The 18,167-nt window shown below is 70.2% G+C and carries 19 protein-coding genes and 1 pseudogene; 2 read left to right on the top strand and 18 right to left on the bottom strand.

Features of this window, described 5'->3' with window-relative positions:
• The 3 genes from AB0A63_RS15845 to AB0A63_RS15855 are packed head-to-tail and all read right to left on the bottom strand — an operon-like array spanning position 1 to position 2,006.
• Positions 1-978 carry an aldo/keto reductase gene (locus AB0A63_RS15845; protein WP_360390935.1) on the bottom strand — a complete coding sequence of 326 codons (978 nt, stop codon included), beginning with the start codon at positions 976-978 and terminating at the stop codon, positions 1-3.
• Between the two features lie 10 nt (positions 979-988).
• A complete protein-coding gene (locus tag AB0A63_RS15850) occupies positions 989-1,228 on the bottom strand; it encodes a hypothetical protein (RefSeq protein ID WP_360390937.1) in 240 nt (79 codons plus the stop codon).
• Positions 1,229-1,262: 34 nt separating this feature from the next.
• On the bottom strand, positions 1,263-2,006 hold the full coding sequence (locus tag AB0A63_RS15855; RefSeq protein ID WP_360390940.1) for a class I SAM-dependent methyltransferase: 744 nt from the start codon (positions 2,004-2,006) through the stop codon (positions 1,263-1,265).
• Between the two features lie 94 nt (positions 2,007-2,100).
• On the opposite strand from AB0A63_RS15855, the gene AB0A63_RS15860 reads away from it, so the two are divergent.
• The gene (locus tag AB0A63_RS15860) at positions 2,101-2,919 is read left to right on the top strand and encodes a VOC family protein (protein ID WP_360390943.1); all 819 of its coding nucleotides are present in this window, start codon (positions 2,101-2,103) and stop codon (positions 2,917-2,919) included.
• Between the two features lie 7 nt (positions 2,920-2,926).
• On the opposite strand, the gene AB0A63_RS15865 is transcribed toward AB0A63_RS15860, so the two are convergent.
• The 5 genes from AB0A63_RS15865 to rpsB form a co-directional block, all read right to left on the bottom strand.
• Complete coding sequence (locus AB0A63_RS15865; RefSeq protein ID WP_360390946.1) at positions 2,927-3,781, bottom strand: phosphatidate cytidylyltransferase; 855 nt, start codon at positions 3,779-3,781, stop codon at positions 2,927-2,929.
• 67 nt (positions 3,782-3,848) lie between these two features.
• The gene (gene frr / locus AB0A63_RS15870) at positions 3,849-4,406 is read right to left on the bottom strand and encodes a ribosome recycling factor (protein ID WP_360390948.1); all 558 of its coding nucleotides are present in this window, start codon (positions 4,404-4,406) and stop codon (positions 3,849-3,851) included.
• Positions 4,407-4,467: 61 nt separating this feature from the next.
• Positions 4,468-5,214 carry a UMP kinase gene (pyrH, locus tag AB0A63_RS15875; protein ID WP_360390951.1) on the bottom strand — a complete coding sequence of 249 codons (747 nt, stop codon included), beginning with the start codon at positions 5,212-5,214 and terminating at the stop codon, positions 4,468-4,470.
• A gap of 82 nt (positions 5,215-5,296) precedes the next feature.
• Complete coding sequence (gene tsf, locus AB0A63_RS15880; protein ID WP_360390954.1) at positions 5,297-6,112, bottom strand: translation elongation factor Ts; 816 nt, start codon at positions 6,110-6,112, stop codon at positions 5,297-5,299.
• A gap of 70 nt (positions 6,113-6,182) precedes the next feature.
• The gene (gene rpsB / locus AB0A63_RS15885) at positions 6,183-7,046 is read right to left on the bottom strand and encodes a 30S ribosomal protein S2 (RefSeq protein WP_360390957.1); all 864 of its coding nucleotides are present in this window, start codon (positions 7,044-7,046) and stop codon (positions 6,183-6,185) included.
• 368 nt (positions 7,047-7,414) lie between these two features.
• Here rpsB and AB0A63_RS15890 point away from each other — a divergent pair, with 368 nt between their 5' ends.
• Positions 7,415-7,891: a M23 family metallopeptidase gene (locus AB0A63_RS15890; protein WP_360390960.1), complete on the top strand. Its 477-nt coding sequence runs from the start codon at positions 7,415-7,417 to the stop codon at positions 7,889-7,891.
• A gap of 583 nt (positions 7,892-8,474) precedes the next feature.
• Here the strand turns inward: AB0A63_RS15890 and AB0A63_RS15895 are convergent.
• The 10 genes and pseudogenes from AB0A63_RS15895 to rplS all read right to left on the bottom strand — a co-directional run bounded on the left by AB0A63_RS15895 (position 8,475) and on the right by rplS (position 18,055).
• Complete coding sequence (locus AB0A63_RS15895) at positions 8,475-9,482, bottom strand: FliA/WhiG family RNA polymerase sigma factor (protein ID WP_360390963.1); 1,008 nt, start codon at positions 9,480-9,482, stop codon at positions 8,475-8,477.
• Positions 9,457-10,434, bottom strand: coding sequence for a tyrosine recombinase XerC (locus tag AB0A63_RS15900; protein ID WP_360390966.1), 978 nt, complete (start codon positions 10,432-10,434; stop codon positions 9,457-9,459). The genes AB0A63_RS15895 and AB0A63_RS15900 overlap by 26 nt, the downstream gene beginning before the upstream one ends.
• Positions 10,435-10,737: 303 nt before the next feature.
• A complete protein-coding gene (dprA, locus tag AB0A63_RS15905; protein WP_360390969.1) occupies positions 10,738-11,886 on the bottom strand; it encodes a DNA-processing protein DprA in 1,149 nt (382 codons plus the stop codon).
• Positions 11,887-12,921: 1,035 nt separating this feature from the next.
• On the bottom strand, positions 12,922-14,436 hold the full coding sequence (locus tag AB0A63_RS15910; RefSeq protein ID WP_360390972.1) for a YifB family Mg chelatase-like AAA ATPase: 1,515 nt from the start codon (positions 14,434-14,436) through the stop codon (positions 12,922-12,924).
• Between the two features lies 1 nt (position 14,437).
• On the bottom strand, positions 14,438-14,815 hold the full coding sequence (locus tag AB0A63_RS15915; protein WP_360390974.1) for a YraN family protein: 378 nt from the start codon (positions 14,813-14,815) through the stop codon (positions 14,438-14,440).
• 151 nt (positions 14,816-14,966) lie between these two features.
• Positions 14,967-15,290, bottom strand: coding sequence for a DUF2469 domain-containing protein (locus tag AB0A63_RS15920; RefSeq protein WP_030468024.1), 324 nt, complete (start codon positions 15,288-15,290; stop codon positions 14,967-14,969).
• Positions 15,290-16,081: a ribonuclease HII gene (locus AB0A63_RS15925; RefSeq protein ID WP_360390977.1), complete on the bottom strand. Its 792-nt coding sequence runs from the start codon at positions 16,079-16,081 to the stop codon at positions 15,290-15,292. The genes AB0A63_RS15920 and AB0A63_RS15925 overlap by 1 nt, the downstream gene beginning before the upstream one ends.
• Complete coding sequence (lepB, locus tag AB0A63_RS15930; RefSeq protein WP_360390980.1) at positions 16,078-16,944, bottom strand: signal peptidase I; 867 nt, start codon at positions 16,942-16,944, stop codon at positions 16,078-16,080. Before lepB (AB0A63_RS15930) ends, AB0A63_RS15925 begins: the two co-directional genes overlap by 4 nt.
• Before the next feature lie 16 nt (positions 16,945-16,960).
• Positions 16,961-17,692, bottom strand: a pseudogene (lepB, locus tag AB0A63_RS15935) (signal peptidase I); the annotation flags it as partial.
• 3 nt (positions 17,693-17,695) lie between these two features.
• Complete coding sequence (gene rplS, locus AB0A63_RS15940) at positions 17,696-18,055, bottom strand: 50S ribosomal protein L19 (protein ID WP_360390982.1); 360 nt, start codon at positions 18,053-18,055, stop codon at positions 17,696-17,698.
• Positions 18,056-18,167: the final 112 nt, after the last annotated feature.

Here is an 18,167-nt window from a genome sequence, read left to right on the forward strand (position 1 = left end):
CTACCACCGGTCGTGCACGTGCGGCCTGATCAGCTCGTCGTACACCGCTTCGACCGCCTTCTGGTCCACTCCGGTCAACTCAGCCGCCGCCGCGTTGGACCGCGCCTGCCCCACGTTGCGCGCACCCGGGATCACCACGGTGACACCGGCCTGGTCCACGATCCACCGCAGCGCGAACTGCGCCATGGACGCGCCCTGGGGCACCAGCGGCCGGAGCCGTTCCACGGCCTCCAGCCCCACCTCGAACGGCACCCCGGAGAAGGTCTCGCCGACGTCGAACGCCTCACCGTTGCGGTTGTAGTTGCGGTGGTCGTCCGCGCCGAACTGCGTGTCCTTGCTGTACTTGCCGGACAACAACCCGGACGCCAGCGGCACCCGCGCGATGATCGCGACCCCCGCCTCGGCCGCCCTGGGCAGCACCTCTTCGAGCGGCTTGAGCCGGAACGCGTTCAGGATGATCTGCACGCTGGCCACGTTCGGCCGCTTGATCGCCTCGAGCGCTTCCTCGACCTTCTCCACCGACACGCCGTAAGCAGCGATCCGCTGCTGCTCCACCATCTCGTCGAGCGTGTCGTACACCTCGTCCCGGCCGTACACCGGCGTCGGCGGGCAGTGCAGCTGCACCAGGTCGAGCGTGTCCACCCCGAGGTTGCGGCGGCTGCGGTCGTTCCACGCGAGGAAGTTCTCGCGGTTGTACCCCTCCGTGGTCTGCGCCGGCAGCCGCCGCCCCATCTTGGTGGCCACGAAGACGCCGTCGTCCTTGCGCTCCTTGAGGAACCGCCCGACGAGCGTCTCGCTGCGCCCGTCGCCGTACACGTCCGCGGTGTCGAAGAAGTCGACCCCCGTGTCGGCGGCGGCGTGCAGCAGCGCGAGCGCCTCGCTCTCGTCCACCTCGCCCCAGTCGGCGCCGAGCTGCCAGCACCCCAGCCCGACGACGCCGACCTGGCGGTTCAACCTGCCTGCGTTTCGCTTCTCCACGAACCGAAGCCTAGTCCGGATCCGGCGGCTGCCTCGTGTACTGCGTCGGCGGAGCGTCTCCCCGGCGCTCCCACCAGACCCACAGTCGACCGCATGTCGGACAGTCGATGACCTGCATGCACCTCCCCAACAAGTCACCCAGCCCGGCAACCGCGTCGTCCTCGTAGTCACGCGACCGGAACATCAGCAAGCCGTGGTCGGGGTCGTCATCCCGAGTGACGGTGCCGCACTTGCACTTGAACTTGGCCATGATCACCTGTCCCAGGGGAGCCACGCTCCCCAGCTCACACGATCAGCCCGGTCGGCTTGCGCCGCACGTGCAGCCGATACCCCACCGGAAAGCTCACCCCCTCAACGGACGCGATCGCCCGCTCGGCGACCCCGGCGGAGAACTCGATGCGCAACACCGACTCCAGGGCCTCGCGCGACTCGAACCGCCATTCGGCGACGACCCGGCGCAACGAGAACCCGTTGTCCGTGAAGAACTTCTCCACGGCGGCCGGGTCGTACCGCGGCTCGTCCGCGCACAACCACGGCCCGTACGGCGCGGCCGACCCGTCGAGGTCGACGATCGCGATTGCGCCACCCGGCCGCAGCACGCGGTCCGCCTCCCGCAGCCCCGGTTCACATCCGGGACCGAAGAAGTACGCCGTCCGCGCGTGCACCAGGTCGGCCGAGGCGTCGTCGAGCGGCAACCGCTGGGCGGGCCCGGACACGACGCGGGCGTTCGGCAGCCCGGCCACCCGTCGGCCAGCCCGCGCGACGAGCGGCGGGTGGGGTTCCACGCCGACGACCGAACGCGCGGACGCGGCGAAGATCGGCAGGTGGAAACCGTCACCGCAGCCGACGTCGACCACGTCGGCCGCGTCGAACGGGCACTCCTCGCGCAACGCGGCCCAGATCGCGCCGTGCACGTCCTGCGCGCGGTTCTCGACCTCGTAGACCTCGGGCCAATGCCAGATGTTCGGGCTCGGCACCACGTCCACCGGGCGCACCGCCGCCAGCGCCGCCCGCACGAATCCCCTCACGCAGCCACTGTAAGACCTCTATTTGCCGGTGACCGTACGAATTCGTCCACTTACGGCGTAGCGTGACCGCATTCCTTCCCTGCAGGAGGCGGCAGTGTCGATCGCGCCCAACACACCCCAGCTCGCGCCTTTACTCGGAGGCAGCCCGTGCTGGGTCGAACGCTCCGTCGACGACCTCCGGGCGACGATCGAGTTCTACACCGGACTGTTCGGCTGGCACTACGCCGACGACAACGGCTGCACGGTGGCGATGGTCGACGGCGTCCCCGTCGCCGGCTTACCGCAGGGTGAACCGGAGCCGTGGCGGTTGTACCTGGTCACGCCGCACGCGCGGGCCACAGCGGAGAAGGCCCTCCTGCTCGGCGGCTCGGTGCTGCGCGACCCCGAGGACGGGGCGGACCACACCCAGAGCGCCGTGATCAGCGACCCGACCGGCGCCGTCGTCGGGTTCCGGCACGTACCGGAGGACTGGCGGTTCGGCATGAACGGGCACGGCGCCTACGCGTGGGCCGAGCTCAACACCCGCGACGGCGCGGCGGCCGACGAGTTCTTCGGCGAGCTGTGCGGCTTCGACATCACGCAGATCGGCGACGGGCAGCGGCTGGACTACGCGTCGTGGTCCATCGAGGGCGTCGAGGTCTTCGGCCGACAGAAGATGGGCCGCGAGTTCCCCTACGGCGAGCGTTCGCACTGGATGGTGTACTTCAACGCCGCGCCGGAGATCGGCACGGACTCCGTGGCCTACCGCGTGCTGGAGCTCGGCGGACGGGTCACCGTGGAGCCTTACGACACGCCGTTCGGGCGCATCACCGTGGTCGAGGACCACGCGGGAATGGCGTTCTCCGTGATCGACCCGTCCCGCGTCGTCGAGGCCGAGCCGCGCACCGCGGTGGACGATCCGTTCGACGACTAGTGGGGCGTCACTGCACGAACAGGTGCAGCAGCAGCCAGGAGGCGACGGCGGACGGCAGCAGCGAGTCCATCCGGTCCATGATGCCGCCGTGGCCGGGCAGCAGCGTGCCCATGTCCTTGATGCCGAGGTCGCGCTTGATCAGCGACTCGACCAGGTCGCCCGCGGTGGACGTGACGACGATCGCGGCACCGAACAGCGCGCCGTGCCACCACTGGCCGTCCAGCAGCGTGGTGACGGTGATCGCGCCACCGACCACGCCGGCGACCAGTGAACCGGCGAAGCCCTCCCAGGACTTCTTCGGGCTGATCGTCGGCGCCATCGGGTGCTTGCCGAGGAACACACCGGCCGCGTACCCGCCCACGTCGGACAGCACCACGCCGATGATGAACGCGAACGCGCGGCCCGCACCGTCGTCGGGGACGACGAGCATGGCCGCGAACGCCGCGAACAGCGGCACGTAGACGACGGTGAACACCGACGCGCTCAGGTCGCGCAGGTAACCGTCGGAACCGCCGCGGAACCGCCAGAACATGCAGACCAGCACGGTGACCACGAGCGTGGTCATCATGCCGTCGCGGCCCAGCGGCCAGGACAGCCAGATGATCGCCTGGCCGCCGATGAGAGCGGGCCACAGGGCGACGTTGATGCCGCCCTTCTTGAAGGCGTTCGCGAGCTCCCACGTCGACACCGCCGCGGCGGCCGCGACGATGCCGATGAAGGTCTCCTTGACGGTCAGCAGCGACGCGATGATCACCGCGCCGAGGCCGACGCCGACCAGGACCGCCGACCTCAGGTCACGTCCCGCCCGCGACGGCTTCGACGCGGGCACGTCCGCGGGACCGCCTGCCACCTGTGCTCCCATCACGACCTCCGCCCGGCCAGGGCAATCACGCCTGCCGCGACTCGGCCGGGCGAACCATCAGGGGGAATCAGACTTCGAGGAGCTCGGCTTCCTTGTGCTTCACGAGCTCGTCGACCTGCGCGGTGTACTTGTGGGTCAGAGCGTCGAGCTCCTTCTCACCACGTGCGCCGTCGTCCTCGCCGACCTCGCCGTCCTTGACGAGCTTGTCGATCTCTTCCTTCGCCTTGCGGCGGACACCGCGGACGGAGACGCGCGCGTCCTCGCCCTTCTGCTTGGCGACCTTCACCATGTCCCGGCGGCGCTCCTCGGAGAGCTGCGGGATGACGATGCGGATGACGGTGCCGTCGTTGCTCGGGTTGACGCCCAGGTCGGAGTCCCGGATCGCCTTCTCGATCGCGTTCAGCTGGCTCGCGTCGTACGGCTTGACGACCGCCATGCGCGCCTCGGGGACCGAGATGCTGGCCATCTGGTTCAGCGGCGTCATCGAGCCGTAGTAGTCGATGTTGATGCGGTTGAACATCGAGGGAGTCGCTCGACCGGTCCGCACGGAGGCGAGGTTCTCCTTCGCCACCGAAACCGCCTTTTCCATCTTCTCCTCGGCGTCGAGGAGGGTCTCGTCGATCACGACTGCTCCTTGCTCTGCGTGTTCGTGCCCTTGTCCCGGTCCAGGTCTGATCCCACCAGGTCTAGAAGGCGGGCCGGCCACCGGGGGTGTTGACCAGGGTGCCGATCTTCTCACCACGGACCGCGCGCGCGATGTTCCCCTCGGTGAGGAGGTTGAAGACGAGGATCGGCATGTTGTTGTCCATGCAGAGGCTGAACGCCGTGGCGTCGGCGACGTTGAGGCCGCGCTCCAGCACCTCGCGGTGGGTGATGTTGTCGAACATCAGCGCGTCCGGGTCGATCTTGGGGTCGGCCGTGTAGACGCCGTCGACGGCCTTGGCCATCAGCACGATCTCGCAGCCGATCTCCAGCGCGCGCTGGGCGGCGGTGGTGTCGGTGGAGAAGTACGGCAGACCCGCGCCGCCACCGAAGATCACGACGCGGCCCTTGTCCAGGTGGCGCATCGCGCGGCGGGGGATGTAGGACTCGGCGACCTGCGTCATCTGGATGGAGGTCTGCACGCGGGTGTCGATGCCGTGCTCGCGCTCGAGGAAGTCCTGCAGCGCCAGGCAGTTCATGACCGTGCCGAGCATGCCCATGTAGTCGGCGCGCGAGCGGTCCATGCCGCGCTGCTGCAGCTCCGCGCCGCGGAAGAAGTTGCCACCACCGATGACGACGGCCACCTGCACGCCGGACCGGACTACCGCAGCGATCTGCCGGGCGACTGTCTGGACGACATCGGGATCAACCCCGACGCCACCACCGCCGAACATCTCGCCACCGAGCTTGAGCATCACCCGGTTGTAGCCGTGGCTACCTTCTTCGCTCACAGGTCAGTCCTCCTCAGCGCCATTGGTCAGGACATAGCAAGGGCGGGGTCGCCGTCTTCTCGCAACCCCGCCCTCACCGTGATCAGCTCTGGCCGACCTCGAACCGAGCGAAACGGGTGACCGTCACGCCGGCCTCGTCCAGCAGGGCCTTGACCGTCTTCTTGCTGTCCGTCACGGAAGCCTGCTCCAGGAGCACGACGTCCTTGAAGAAGCCGTTGACGCGACCCTCGACGATCTTGGGGAGCGCGCCCTCGGGCTTGCCCTCCTCGCGAGCGGTCTCCTCGGCGATGCGGCGCTCGTTGGCGACCAGGTCCTCGGGGACCTCGTCACGGGTGACGAACTTCGGGCGCATCGCGGCGATCTGCATCGCGGCACCCTTGGCGGCCTCGGCGTTGTCGCCGGTGTACTCGACCAGGACGCCCACGGCGGGCGGCAGGTCGGCGGCGCGCTTGTGCAGGTAGGTCGAGACGGCACCGTCGAAGTCGACGGCCTTGGCCAGCTCGAGCTTCTCGCCGATCTTGGCGGAGAACTCCTGGACCAGCGCGTCCACGGTCTTGCCGTCGACCTCGACGGCCTTGAGGGCCTCGACGTCCGCGACCTTGTTGGCCTTGGCGATCGCGACGATCTCGTCCGCCAGCGCGATGAAGTCGGCGTTCTTGGCGACGAAGTCCGTCTCGCAGCGCAGCTCGACCATGGCACCGTCCTTGACGGCGACGAGGCCGTTGGACGTGGTGCGCTCGGCGCGCTTGCCGACGTCCTTGGCGCCCTTGATGCGCAGGATCTCGACGGCCTTCTCGAAGTCGCCGTCAGCCTCGTCCAGGGCCTTCTTGCAGTCCATCATGCCGGCGGCGGTGAGCTCGCGGAGCTTCTTGACGTCCGCGGTGGTGTAGTTCGCCATCGTTTTCCTTCTGCGATGTACGCGCTTGAGTCACGCGGCGCCCGCTGGTGTGCGGGCGCCGCGTGGGAGATCAGGACTGGACGGGCTGCTCTGCCGCGGCCGGGGCCTCGGCGGAGGTGCTGGCCTCGGCAGAAGTGCTGGCCTCGGCGGAGGTGTTGGTGAGGAGCTCCTGCTCCCACTCCGCCAGCGGCTCGTCGACAGCGACCTCGGGCTTGTCCTGGCCCTCGGCGGCGTCGCGACGGGCACCGGAGCGCTGCATGAGACCAGCGGCGGCGGCCTCGGCCACGACCTTGGTCAGCAGGGCGGCGGAACGGATCGCGTCGTCGTTGCCCGGAATCGGGTAGTCGACCTCGTCCGGGTCGCAGTTCGTGTCGAGGATCGCCACGATCGGGATGTTCAGCTTGCGAGCCTCACCGACCGCGATGTGCTCCTTCTTGGTGTCCACGATCCACACGGCGCTGGGCACCTTGGACATGTCGCGGATACCGCCGAGCGTGCGCTCCAGCTTGTCCTTCTCGCGGTTCATCATCAGGATTTCCTTCTTGGTGAAACCCTGGAAACCGCCGGTCTGCTCCATCGACTCGAGCTCCTTGAGGCGCTGGAGCCTCTTGTGGACCGTCGAGAAGTTGGTGAGCATGCCGCCCAGCCAGCGCTGGTTCACGTAGGGCATGCCGACGCGGAGCGCCTCGTTGGCGATGGCCTCCTGCGCCTGCTTCTTGGTGCCGATGAACAGGATCGACCCGCCGTGCGCGACCGTCTCCTTGACGAACTCGAAAGCCCGGTCGATGTAGGTCAGCGTCTGCTGCAGGTCGATGATGTAGATGCCGTTGCGCTCGGTGAAGATGTAGCGCTTCATCTTCGGGTTCCAGCGGCGGGTCTGGTGCCCGAAGTGCACGCCGCTGTCGAGCAGCTGCTTCATGGTTACGACGGCCATGGCCGGTTCGCACCTCATCTGTCGGACGCGCCAGGTCTCACCTTGCGCGTCGGTTCGGTTGACGCCTCCGGCCGGGGTGGCCGTCGGCCCTGGTGCCGTAGCCGTCGCCCGCACCCGCGGAGCATCTCTGCACCGTCAGGACCGTCGGACGTCGTGACTCGACCCAGCTAGCGACAGCAGGTCGGATCTGCGTTGGCACGCGAAGTCGTCCCGCACAGACGGGACGCGCCCGACAGTCTACGCCCCACCCCCGACAAACCTCCAATCGGCAGGTAGCCGGAGGGAGCACTTGTCCACAACCCCCGAGTTGTCCACAGTTCCCAGCTCGCCGGTGGTCCCCGGGACATCCCCCACCCGAAGCTGTCCCCATGCTCCTCCCCACCACCCTGCTCCTGGCGACCCTCCTGACCCCGGCCACCACGCGCTGCTCGTGGCCCCTGCCCCCGCCGCACCCCGTGGTGCGCGCGTTCACCGCCCCCGCCACACCGTTCGGCCCCGGCCACCGCGGCGTCGACCTGGCCGCCCCCGCCGGCACACCGGTGCTGGCAGCCGCCGACGGCACCGTCGCCCACGCGGGCGCGGTCGCCGCCAGGACCCTGGTCTCGCTCCAGCACCGCGGCCCCCTGCGCACGACCTACGAACCGATCACGCCCGCGGTCACCGCCGGGAGCACCGTTCGCCGCGGTGAGGTGATCGGCCACCTCCAGCCCGGCCACTGCCCGGCCGCGTGCCTGCACTGGGGCGCCCGCCGCGGCCACGACTACGTCGACCCGCTCCGCCTGCTCTCCTCCGGCCGCGTCCGCCTGCTCCCCACACCCCCGCCGTCCACGGCCCGCAGCCCGTGATCCGCAGCACGTGACCCGCCCTCCGCTCACCGCCCGCACGGGCCGCTCGCGCACCCCGATTTCACTGCGCAACCGATCGCCACTCGATCGAGTGAATTGCCCCAGACACCCCTCCGGGAGGCTCGATTCACCCTCGTTTCCGAGCCCCACTCACCTCTTCGAGACCTCAAGCCGCCCCTTCGTGGCGCCCTCCGACACGACAGGGGGACCACGACTCGGGCACGTTCCGGGCGAGGGGTGGTGAGCCACGGCCCCGATCGGGCAGCGGCGAGATGCCCCGTTCGGGCGGCGGGTGCGCAGCACGAACCACAGCTCGGTCCGACAGTCCCTGGTGGACCAGCCTGTCCACCAGCCCCGGCCCACCCTGTCCGCAACCCCAGCTCCTCCAGCCCGGTCCAGCGGCTTCGGGTCTACGAGCCTCAGGCCCACCAGGCTCAGTCCACCAGCCCGGTCAGGCGGCCTCAGGCCACCACCCACCCCAATCGATCAACCCTGGTCTAGCGGTCGTGTTCTGGCGGCGAGACCACAGGTGCGCGTCAGCAGCAGCCCGGTGCGGACCAGGTTGCGACGTAAAGGAGGCGGTCTAGGCCTCGGACTGCTCGTTGAGCTTCGTGCGCAGGCGCAGGACGGCGCGGGTGTGCAGCTGGCAGACGCGAGACTCGGTCACGCCGAGGACCTTGCCGATCTCGGCAAGCGTCAGGTTCTCGAAGTAGTACAGGGTGACGACCACGCGGTCGCGTTCGGCGAGCTGGGCGATGGCGTCGGCGAGCTGCCGGCGGCTGTCCTGGTCGACGAGGCTCGCGACCGGGTCCTCCGCGGCGTCGTCGGGCAGCGACTCGGCGAGCGAGGAGCCGCCCTTGTTCGGCGCGATCAGCTCGTCGAGGGCGACGACGCTGGTGAGCTGCAGCTGGCCGTAGAGCTCGCGCAGTTCGGCCAGCCCGATCTTGAGCTCTGCGGCGAGCTCGCGGTCGGTGGGCGTGCGCTGGAGCTTGGCGCCGAGGCGTTCGAGGGCGCGTTCGACGTCGCGGGCGCGGCTGCGGACCGAGCGCGGCACCCAGTCCTGCGAGCGCAGGTCGTCGAGGATCGCACCGCGGATGCGCTGCATGGCGTAGGTCTCGAACTTGAGGCCGCGTTCCGGCTCGAACTTCTCGATGGCGTCGACGAGGCCGAAGATGCCGGACTGGATCAGGTCGGCCACGTCCACGTGCGCGGGCAGGCCGGTTCCGACGCGACCGGCGACGTACTTGACCAGCGGCGCGTAGTGCAGGACGAGGCGGTCGCGCTCGTTCTGGTCGCGCGACCCGCCGTAGCTGCGCCACAGCGCGACGATGCCGGCCTCGACGTCGTCACCGGACCGCACGTCCGCGCGCGTCACCGCGGTCGGAGCGGCCACGGGCGTGCCGTTGACGTGCGTGTCCGCACCGGGTTCTGGGGCCGACCCGGTGCTCACCTCAGTGCGCGGCGCGCCGTTCTGACGGTGACCGTTGCTCGCCTGCTTGATGGCGGTTGCGGGCACGATGGGTTCAGGGGGCACGGTCGCCGTACGCGATCCTCCCCCTGCGGCGTCAGGAACGGGGGTGGGTTCGGTCATGGATCGCCTTCAGCCGTTCGACAGTGACGTGTGTGTAAAGCTGAGTCGTTGCGAGCGTAGCGTGACCGAGCAGTTCTTGGACGGTGCGCAGGTCCGCTCCTCCTTCCAGCAAATGGGTCGCAGCGGAGTGGCGCAACCCGTGCGGCCCGATGTCCGGTGCGTCCGGCACCACGGCGACGACCTCGTGCACCAGCTGGCGAACGGCCCGCTGGTTGAGCCTGCCGCCGCGGGCGCCGAGGAACAGCGCCGGCGGTGAATCGGCTGCTACCAGGGCATTCCGGCCTTGGTCGAGCCAACGCCGCAACGCTCGCTCGGCCGGAACGCCGAACGGTGCGGTGCGCTCGCGTCCACCTTTGCCAAGAACTCGAATCACCCTTAGGGAGTAGTCGACGTCGTCGAGGTCAAGCCCGCAGAGCTCAGCCACGCGGACACCTGTGGCGTACAGCAACTCCACCACGGCCTGATCACGCAGCGCAACCGGATCGCCCTCGGAAGCGCCAGAGGATACGGCCTCCATCGCGTCCTTCGCCTGATCCACCCGCAACACCGCCGGCAACGTGCGGTGCGGCCGCGGCGCGGCGAGCCGCGGACCGGGGTCTGCGGCGAGGTGCCCGGCCCGGTGCGCCCAGGCCGTGAACGTCCGCGCCGCCGCCGCACGCCGCGCGAGGGTCGTGCGACTCGACCCTTCCGCGCGTTGAGCAGCGAGCCACGACCGCAGCCCGGTCAGGTCGATCCGGCCCACGTCGGCGTTCTCCGGCGTGTCCCCCGCGACGTGTCCGAGCAGCGCGACGACATCTCCCATGTACGCGCGCACCGTGTGCGGCGAGAGATCACGCTCCAACGTGAGGTGCCGTTCGTACTGCCGCAACGCCTCCGCGACGTTGGTCGGCAGTTTTTCGCGCAGGCGAACGAGATCGACACGGCGTGTCCGACCATGCGGCGGCGGGGACATAGGCCAAGACGCTGCGCCAGTCGGGGCGTTTGGTCAAGTCTCGCCACACCCCCACGCCGTCTGGGAGCGCTCTCATGATCGTTCAGCCGGTAACGTTCCCACTCCCCGTGACGACAATCGGCACAACAACGGCCACGGATCACCTTTCGGAGTAGCGTTCACGGCCACCACGACCGCCCAATCGGCCGAAGGCCCACCTTCTTCCCTCTCGACGTGGAATGAAGCCCTAACACCAGAACCGCTGACAGATTCATTTTGACTCCACAATGGACAGATGAGAAGCGCAGGTCATCGGTCGCCTGATCACCGCGGCACCTCCACCCGCTGCCAGCCGCCGTCGGCCTGCAGCGCCAACCCGGCCAGCTCCAGCTCGGGCAACAACGCCCGCACCCGTTCCAACGCCACCCCGGACTCGACCGACGCGACCTCGGCACTGACCGCGCTGCGCTTCCCGAGCGCCTCGTACACCCGCATCGCCTCGCCCTGCGGTGCGCCGATCTCGCTCTGCTTCTGCGCGGGCTGGGTGGCGAGATCGTCCCCGAACCGCCCCACCGACTCCACGACCTCCGCAACGGAACTGACCGGTTCCGCCTGCCGGTCCCTGAGCAGCTCGTGGCACCCGGCAGAGCTCGCGGACGTCACCGGCCCCGGCACGACCATGAGCACCCGCCCCAACGCCACCGTGATCGCCGCCGTGTTCTTGGCCCCGCTGCGCCGCCCCGCCTCGACCACGACGGTCCCGACCCCCAACGCCGCGATGAGCCGGTTGCGCGTCAGGAACCGGTGCCGCGCCGGCGTCACCCCCGGCGGGTACTCGCTGATCACCAGTCCTTCCTTCGCGATCTTCCCGAGCAACCCCTGGTGCCCGGCCGGGTAGGCGATGTCCACCCCGCAGGCCAGCACCGCGACCGTCACCCCGCCACCGCCGAGCGCACCCCGGTGAGCCGCACCGTCGATCCCGTACGCCGCACCGGAAACAACGGTCACCCCGGCCTGCGCCAGCCCGTACCCGAACTCGGCGGCAACGTGCTCGCCGTACCCGCTGGCAGCCCGCGACCCGACGACGGCCACCGCTTTCTCGGTGACCTCCCCCAGGTCGTACGGCCCCCGAACCCACAACGCCAACGGCTCACCACCACACCGCAACCGCCGCGCCTGCCCCATCGTCAACGCGATGAACGGCCACCCCGGCCACTCCGCGTCCTCGGGCACCACCAACCGCCCGCCCCGCCCAGCGATGCGCTCGAGGTCTTCATGCGCCCGCTCCTCGGCCCTGCGCGCGGACGTCTGACTGACCACCGACGGCGAAACTTCGCCGCTTCGCACCAACCGCGCCGCCTCCACCGGCCCCACCTCCGACACCAGCCCGGCCAGCGCCCCGGCATGCGGTTCAGCAACACGCGAGAGGTATGCCCTGGCAAGACGAACGTCGTCGGGCGCGGTGCCGCTCACTGGAACCACCACCAGGGAAGCCACCGCTGCCAGGGATGTGGCCACCACGGCGGACTGGTGGCAGGAGTCCGGCCGCGGACCACCGAGGGCAGCCGGAGGGATGGCAGGCCTGCGGTCGGCGAGGCGGCGATGGCCAGGGCGGGCGAGGCGGAGAACAGGTTCACGGTCGGGCTCCTGTCTGAGATGTCTGAGGTGGGTGAGTTGATCGGTTCGGGAGAGGACGGGCTGAGGAGGACTGGAGGCGCGTGGGCGGCGTTGCGGGGAGAGCGGGACGCCCGCCGGGGAGGGGCGGGCGTCCCGCCTGTGGGGCCGGACGCAGAGCCGGGGCTCGAACGCTCTGCGTCCGGCTGTCTGGGGGTTGTGCGGTTTCGGAGGGGCGGGGGGTGGGGCCGGGCGCGGAGTGGGAGTGGGCTCCGCGCCCAGCGGTCTGGTGGTGGCGGAATGCGGCGGGAAGTGGGCAGCGGCCAGCGCCGGGTCGGGTTGGGGCGGGTCGGGGCGGGTTGAACGGGTCGGGCCGAACGGGGCGGGTCGAACGGGGCGGGTCGAACGGCGTAGTTCGGGCCGGGGATGTGTCGGTCCTGGGCGGCGGGCGAGCCCGGTCGGGCTGGGTCGGGGAGGGACTCGGCCGGGCGGGATTCGGCCGGACGGGGTCGGGCGGGACTGAGCTGATTGAGCTGGGCGGATCAGGACAGAGGGCTTGGGCTTGCCGGACGCCGCCTTGGGCCTGGCGGACGCTGCTTTGGCTTCGGCAGGCGCCGCCCTCGATGTGCGGTGATAACCGTGCTGGAGCGGTGGCGGTGGGGCGGTGGCCGTGGGGCGGTGGCCGTGGGGCGGCGGTGGTCGTGTGGTGGGGCAGCGGTGTGGCAGCAGCGGTGTGGCAGCGGTGGCCGTGGGGTGGGAGGTGGGGCGGCGGTCGCCGCAGTGGGGCGGGCGGTGGCGTTGCTGGGGCTGGTTGCCCGCGCGGGCGAGGTGGGTTGTGGACCGTGGGTGGGTTGTGGGCGGGTGGGTCGTGGGCGGGTGGGGTTGGGGGGTGGGTTAGGAGCGGTCGCGGAAGGAGAGGGCTGCGGCCACGTGGTCGGAGGTCGGGCGGGCGGACTCGGAGAGGTCGGCGAGGGTCCAGGCGACGCGGAGGCAGCGGTCGGCGCCGCGGCCGGTCAGGGCGCCGGTGGCCAGGGCGCGGTCCAGGAGGGCGGTCACGGGGCGTGGGAGGGCGAACTCGCGGCGGAGGGAGGGGCCGGGGACGTCGGCGTTGGTCTGCCAGGGGTGGCCGTGGGCGGACCAGCGGGCGGCGGCTCGGGTGCGGGCGGCGAGGACGCGGGCTCGCACTGTGGCGGTGGGTTCGGGTGGGGTGGCGTCGGCGTTCGACATCGCGGTCATCGGGCGCATGCGGACGCGCAGGTCGACGCGGTCGAGCAGGGGGCCGGAGAGGCGCGACCGGTAGCGGCGGCGCACGGCCGGGGTGCAGCAGCAGTCGATCTCCTTCGGCGGGGCGCAGGGGCAGGGGTTCGTGGCGAGCACCAGCTGGAAGCGGGCCGGGTAGCGGGCGGTGCCGTCGCGGCGGGCGATGCGGATCTCGCCGTCCTCCAGGGCGGTGCGCAGGGACTCGATGGCCTTCTGGCCCCATTCGCAGGCCTCGTCGAGGAACAGGACGCCGCGGTGCGCGCGGGAGGCGGCGCCGGGTTTCGCCAGGCCGCTGCCGCCGCCGACCAGGGCGGCGATGGAGGTCGTGTGGTGCAGCGTCACGAACGGCGGGCTGGACACCAGCGGCGCGTTGCTCGACAGCACGCCCGCCACCGAGTGGACGGCGGTGACGGCCAGCGCGTCCTGGCGGCTCAGGGGTGGCAGCAGGCCGGCGAGGCGTTCGGCGAGCATCGTCTTGCCGGTGCCCGGCGGGCCGGTCAGCAGCAGGTGGTGGGCGCCCGCGGCGGCGACCTCCAGGGCCCAGCGCGCCTCGGGCTGGCCCACGACGTCGGTCAGGTCGGGGACCTGCGGCGGTGGCGGGTCGGCCAGCTCGGGGACGGGTGCCAGCGCCGGGACGTCGCCGCGCAGCCACGTGAGCACCTCGCCCAGCGTCTGCGCGCCGTGCACCTCCACGCCGTCGACCAGGGCGGCCTCCGGCAGCGCGTCCACCGGCACCACGGCGGTGCGCAGGCCGGCGCGGCGGGCGGCCAGCAGGGCGGGCAGGACGCCGCGGACCGCGCGGACCCGGCCGTCGAGCGCCAGCTCGCCCAGCAGCACGGTGCTGCCGAGGCGGTCGGGCGGGACCGAGCCGGCGGCCGACAGGGTGGCGCAGGCGATCGCGAGGTCGTAGCTGCTGCCGCCCTTCGGCAGCGCCGCCGGGGACAGGCCCAGCACGATGCGCTGCTTGGGCCACTCCTCCCGCGTGTTGCGGACGGCGGCCTTCACCCGCTCCTTGGACTCGTGCAACGCGGCGTCGGGCAGCCCGAGCAGGTGGGTGCGCGGCTGGCCGACCCCCACGTCCGCCTCGATCTCGACCACGAGGCCGTCGACGCCGTACAGCGACACCGACCACGCCTGCGCGAGGCCCACGTCAGGCCCCTCGCAGGTGCTGCACCTGCGGTTCGCCGCCCGGTGGCCAGAGCACCGAGATCAGGTCCACCCGCACGGGGCACCACCCGACCTGGTGCGCGCCGAGCCAGCGCAGCGCTGTGCGCCGCAAGCGGCTCAGCTTGCGTTCGTCGACCGCCTCGTCCGGACGCCCCCAGGCCGGCGCCGTGCGCGTCTTGACCTCGACGACCACCAGCTGGCCGCTGTCGACCGCGACGACGTCGAGCTCTCCGTCGCGGCACGTCCAGTTCCTCGACAGGACCACCAGGCCCTGCTGCTCCAGGTACCTGCACGCCAGGTCCTCACCCCTGCGGGCCAGGTCCTGCTGCGGCCGCCTGCGGACCAGTACCGGTGCTTCCATCGCCTTCGCCTCCCTGCGGGTCGTTGGGTACGACCTTGCAGGGTGGGGCGGGGCGGGTGGTGGGGCCGAGGGGAATCTGTGGACAACTCGGTGGCTGTGGACAAGTCGGCCGTTGTGGATCTTGAAACGGCGGAGTTGTCGGTGGGGTGTGCTACGTGGGGAACGGCCCGCTCTCCGGCAGGCGCAGGTCCGGCTTGTCCAGCTCCTCCACGTTCACGTCCTTGAAAGTGATGACACGAACGTTCTTGACGAACCTCGCGGGCCGGTACATGTCCCACACCCACGCGTCCGACATGCGCACCTCGAAGTACACCTCGCCGTCGGCGTTGCGCACCTGCACGTCCACCGAGTTGGCCAGGTAGAACCGCCGTTCGGTCTCCACGACGAACGAGAACTGGCTGACGATGTCGCGGTACTCCTTGTACAGCGACAACTCCATCTCGGTCTCGTACTTCTCGAGATCCTCTGCACTCATTACGCCTCCGCGCGGTTCATCTGCTCCGCGCCCTCCCTCGTCGCGAGCTCCCCGATGTTCTCCGGGGAAGCCCCATTCTGGACCACGGCCGTCGCGGCCATGCTGCGCGCCACCCTGTGCGGCGCGGCGAGACCGTGCTTCTGTGCCGCGGCGGCCACGTTCACCCATGACCAGCGGTGCTCCGCGCACGGCCCGTGCTCCATCAACGCAGCCGTGTGCTCGGCCGTGCAGTAGCCCTTGTGCACGTTGAACGCGTACTCCGGACACCGCTCGTGCAGCTCGGCCATGATGCGGTCCCGCGTGACCTTGGCCAGCACCGATGCCGCCGCCACGCACGCTGCCGCCTGGTCGCCCTTGATCACCGCGACGCTCGGCGCGGGCATCCCCGGCACCTTGAAACCGTCGGTGAGCACGTACCCGGGCTGCGTCGACAGCTGCGCCACGGCCCGGCGCATGCCCTCGATGTTCATGACGTGGATGCCGAACGCGTCGATCTCGGCCGGCGACACCACGACGACGGAGTGATCCAAAGCACGCTTGCGCACCAGGTCGTACATCCGGTCGCGCGCCGCCGCGGTCATGAGCTTCGAGTCGTTCAGGCCCTCGAACCGCGCCGCGTCACCCGGCCGCAGCACGCACGCCGCGATCACCAGCGGCCCCGCGCACGACCCGCGCCCCGCCTCGTCGACACCGGCGACCGGACCGAGGCCACGGCGTTCCAGCGTGCTCTGCAGCGCCCAGTTCCCCGACGAGCCGCGTACGACCGCACGGGGCGGCATCAGCATCGTCATCGGCGGAATCGGTCCCGCAGTCGGCGTCCGAGCAACAGAAGCGGCCACGCGGCGACGATACCCAGGCCCATCGGGACGGTTTCCTGCCATCCCGGCGCACCCATCGACACGACCTGCGGGTTGTGGTCCGACACGCCCTGCCACCGCGACGGGGGCAGCACGATCACGCGCGCCTTGCCGATCACGTCGTCCACCGGGACCAGGCCGTTCAGGCCACCCTGCCCCTGGCAGCGCGAGTCGCACGAGTGGTTGCGGTTGTCGCCGAGCACGAACAGCTTGCCCTCGGGGATCTTGAGCTCCTCGAACGACTCCTGCACCGCCTCGGTGCCCTCGTCGAAGTGCTTGTACGGCTCGTCGAGCGGTTTGCCGTCCACGAGCACCCGGTTCTGCTCGTCGCAGCACTTCACCGTCTGCCCGCCCACGGCGATCACGCGCTTGACGAAGTCCTCCTCGTTGGCCGACGGCAGGCCGACCAGCGACCCGAGCCACGACAGGCCCTCCGAGACCGGGTTGCCCGGCTCGTCGACGAGGAAGTCGTTCTGCCAGGCAGGCGGCCCGCGGAACACGATCACGTCGCCGGGCGCTGGCTCGCTGAAGCGGTAGGTGACCTTGTCGACGAGCACCCGGTCGCCGTAGCAGTCGGTGCACCCGTGCAGCGTCGTCTCCATCGACTCCGACGGGATCATGTAGACGCGGCCGAGGAAGACCTGGATGCCGATCGCGAGACCGAACGCGACCAGGATGAGAACCGGCAGTTCCTTCCAGAAGTTGCCCTTTTTCTTCTTCTTCTTCGAGGTTTCGCCCGAAGCGTCCGAAGTCGGCTCGTCACTGGACGGCGTGTGCTCTGGATCGACGTCAACCACGAGATCAGCCTAGGGGCTGAGGGTTGTGGTCGGACACCGCACGCCACCGTTCTTTCGGGAAAACGACGTACCGCGCCTTGCCGATGACGTTCTCGACGGGCACTGTGCCCGCTACGCCCCCGCCGCCCTGTTTGCGCGAATCGGTGGAGTTCATGCGGTTGTCGCCCATTACGAACAGGCGCCCATCCGGAACTCGTATCGGCGCGAACGGTTCGTGGTCGGCCGGCGACGTGCCCGCCTGCCAATGCACATAGGGCTCATCGAGCGGTTTGCCGTCGACCACCACGCGGTGCTGCGCGTCGCAGCACTCCACGGTCTGACCAGGCAACGCGATGACGCGCTTGACGAAGTCGCGTTCGTTCGCGGGCGCGATGCCCACCAGCGAACCGACGTTGCGCACAGCGCGCGCGATCGGGTTCGTCGACGGCGGGGCGCCGCGGAAGTCGTTCGTCCCCCACGCCTCGGGGCCGCGGAACACGATCACCTCGCCCGGCTCGATGTCGCTGAACCGGTAGGTGAGCTTGTCGACCAGCACGCGGTCGTTCTCGCACCCGGAGCAGCCGTGCAGCGTGCGTTCCATCGACGCCGAGGGGATCACGTAGACCCGCGCCACGAACGCCTGGATCAGCACTGTCAGCACGACCGCCGTCACGACGACGTGGAGAACATCCCTCCAGACAAGAGCACGCCCCCGCCCCGGTTCATCCGGTGCGGAGGCGTCCTCGAAGTCTTCTGGGCCTGAAGCCACCGATCAGGAGACCGGACGGGCCTCGCGCTTCTCCTTGATCTTGGCGGCCTTGCCGCGCAGCTCGCGCAGGTAGTACAGCTTGGCGCGCCGCACGTCACCGCGGGTGACGACCTCGATCTCCGAGATGTTCGGGGAGTGCACCGGGAAGGTGCGCTCGACACCGACGCCGAAGGAGACCTTGCGGACGGTGAAGGTCTCGCGGATGCCGCCGCCCTGGCGACGGATCACGACGCCCTGGAAGACCTGGACGCGCTCGCGCTGGCCTTCGATGACGCGGACGTGGACCTTCAGCGTGTCGCCGGCGCGGAAGGCCGGGACGTCGGAGCGCAGCGACTGGGCGTCAAGTGCGTCCAGGATGTTCATCGGTGGTCCTCACGTGTGTCTGTGAACTCCCCAGAGCATGTTCCATGGCTGTGCACGACATGATGGGGGTCGGCTTGGTGCGCACGCCGATGTGACACCGGCTGCGGCAACT

The organism is Lentzea sp. NPDC042327, from assembly GCF_040647275.1.
Lineage (GTDB): Bacteria > Actinomycetota > Actinomycetes > Mycobacteriales > Pseudonocardiaceae > Lentzea.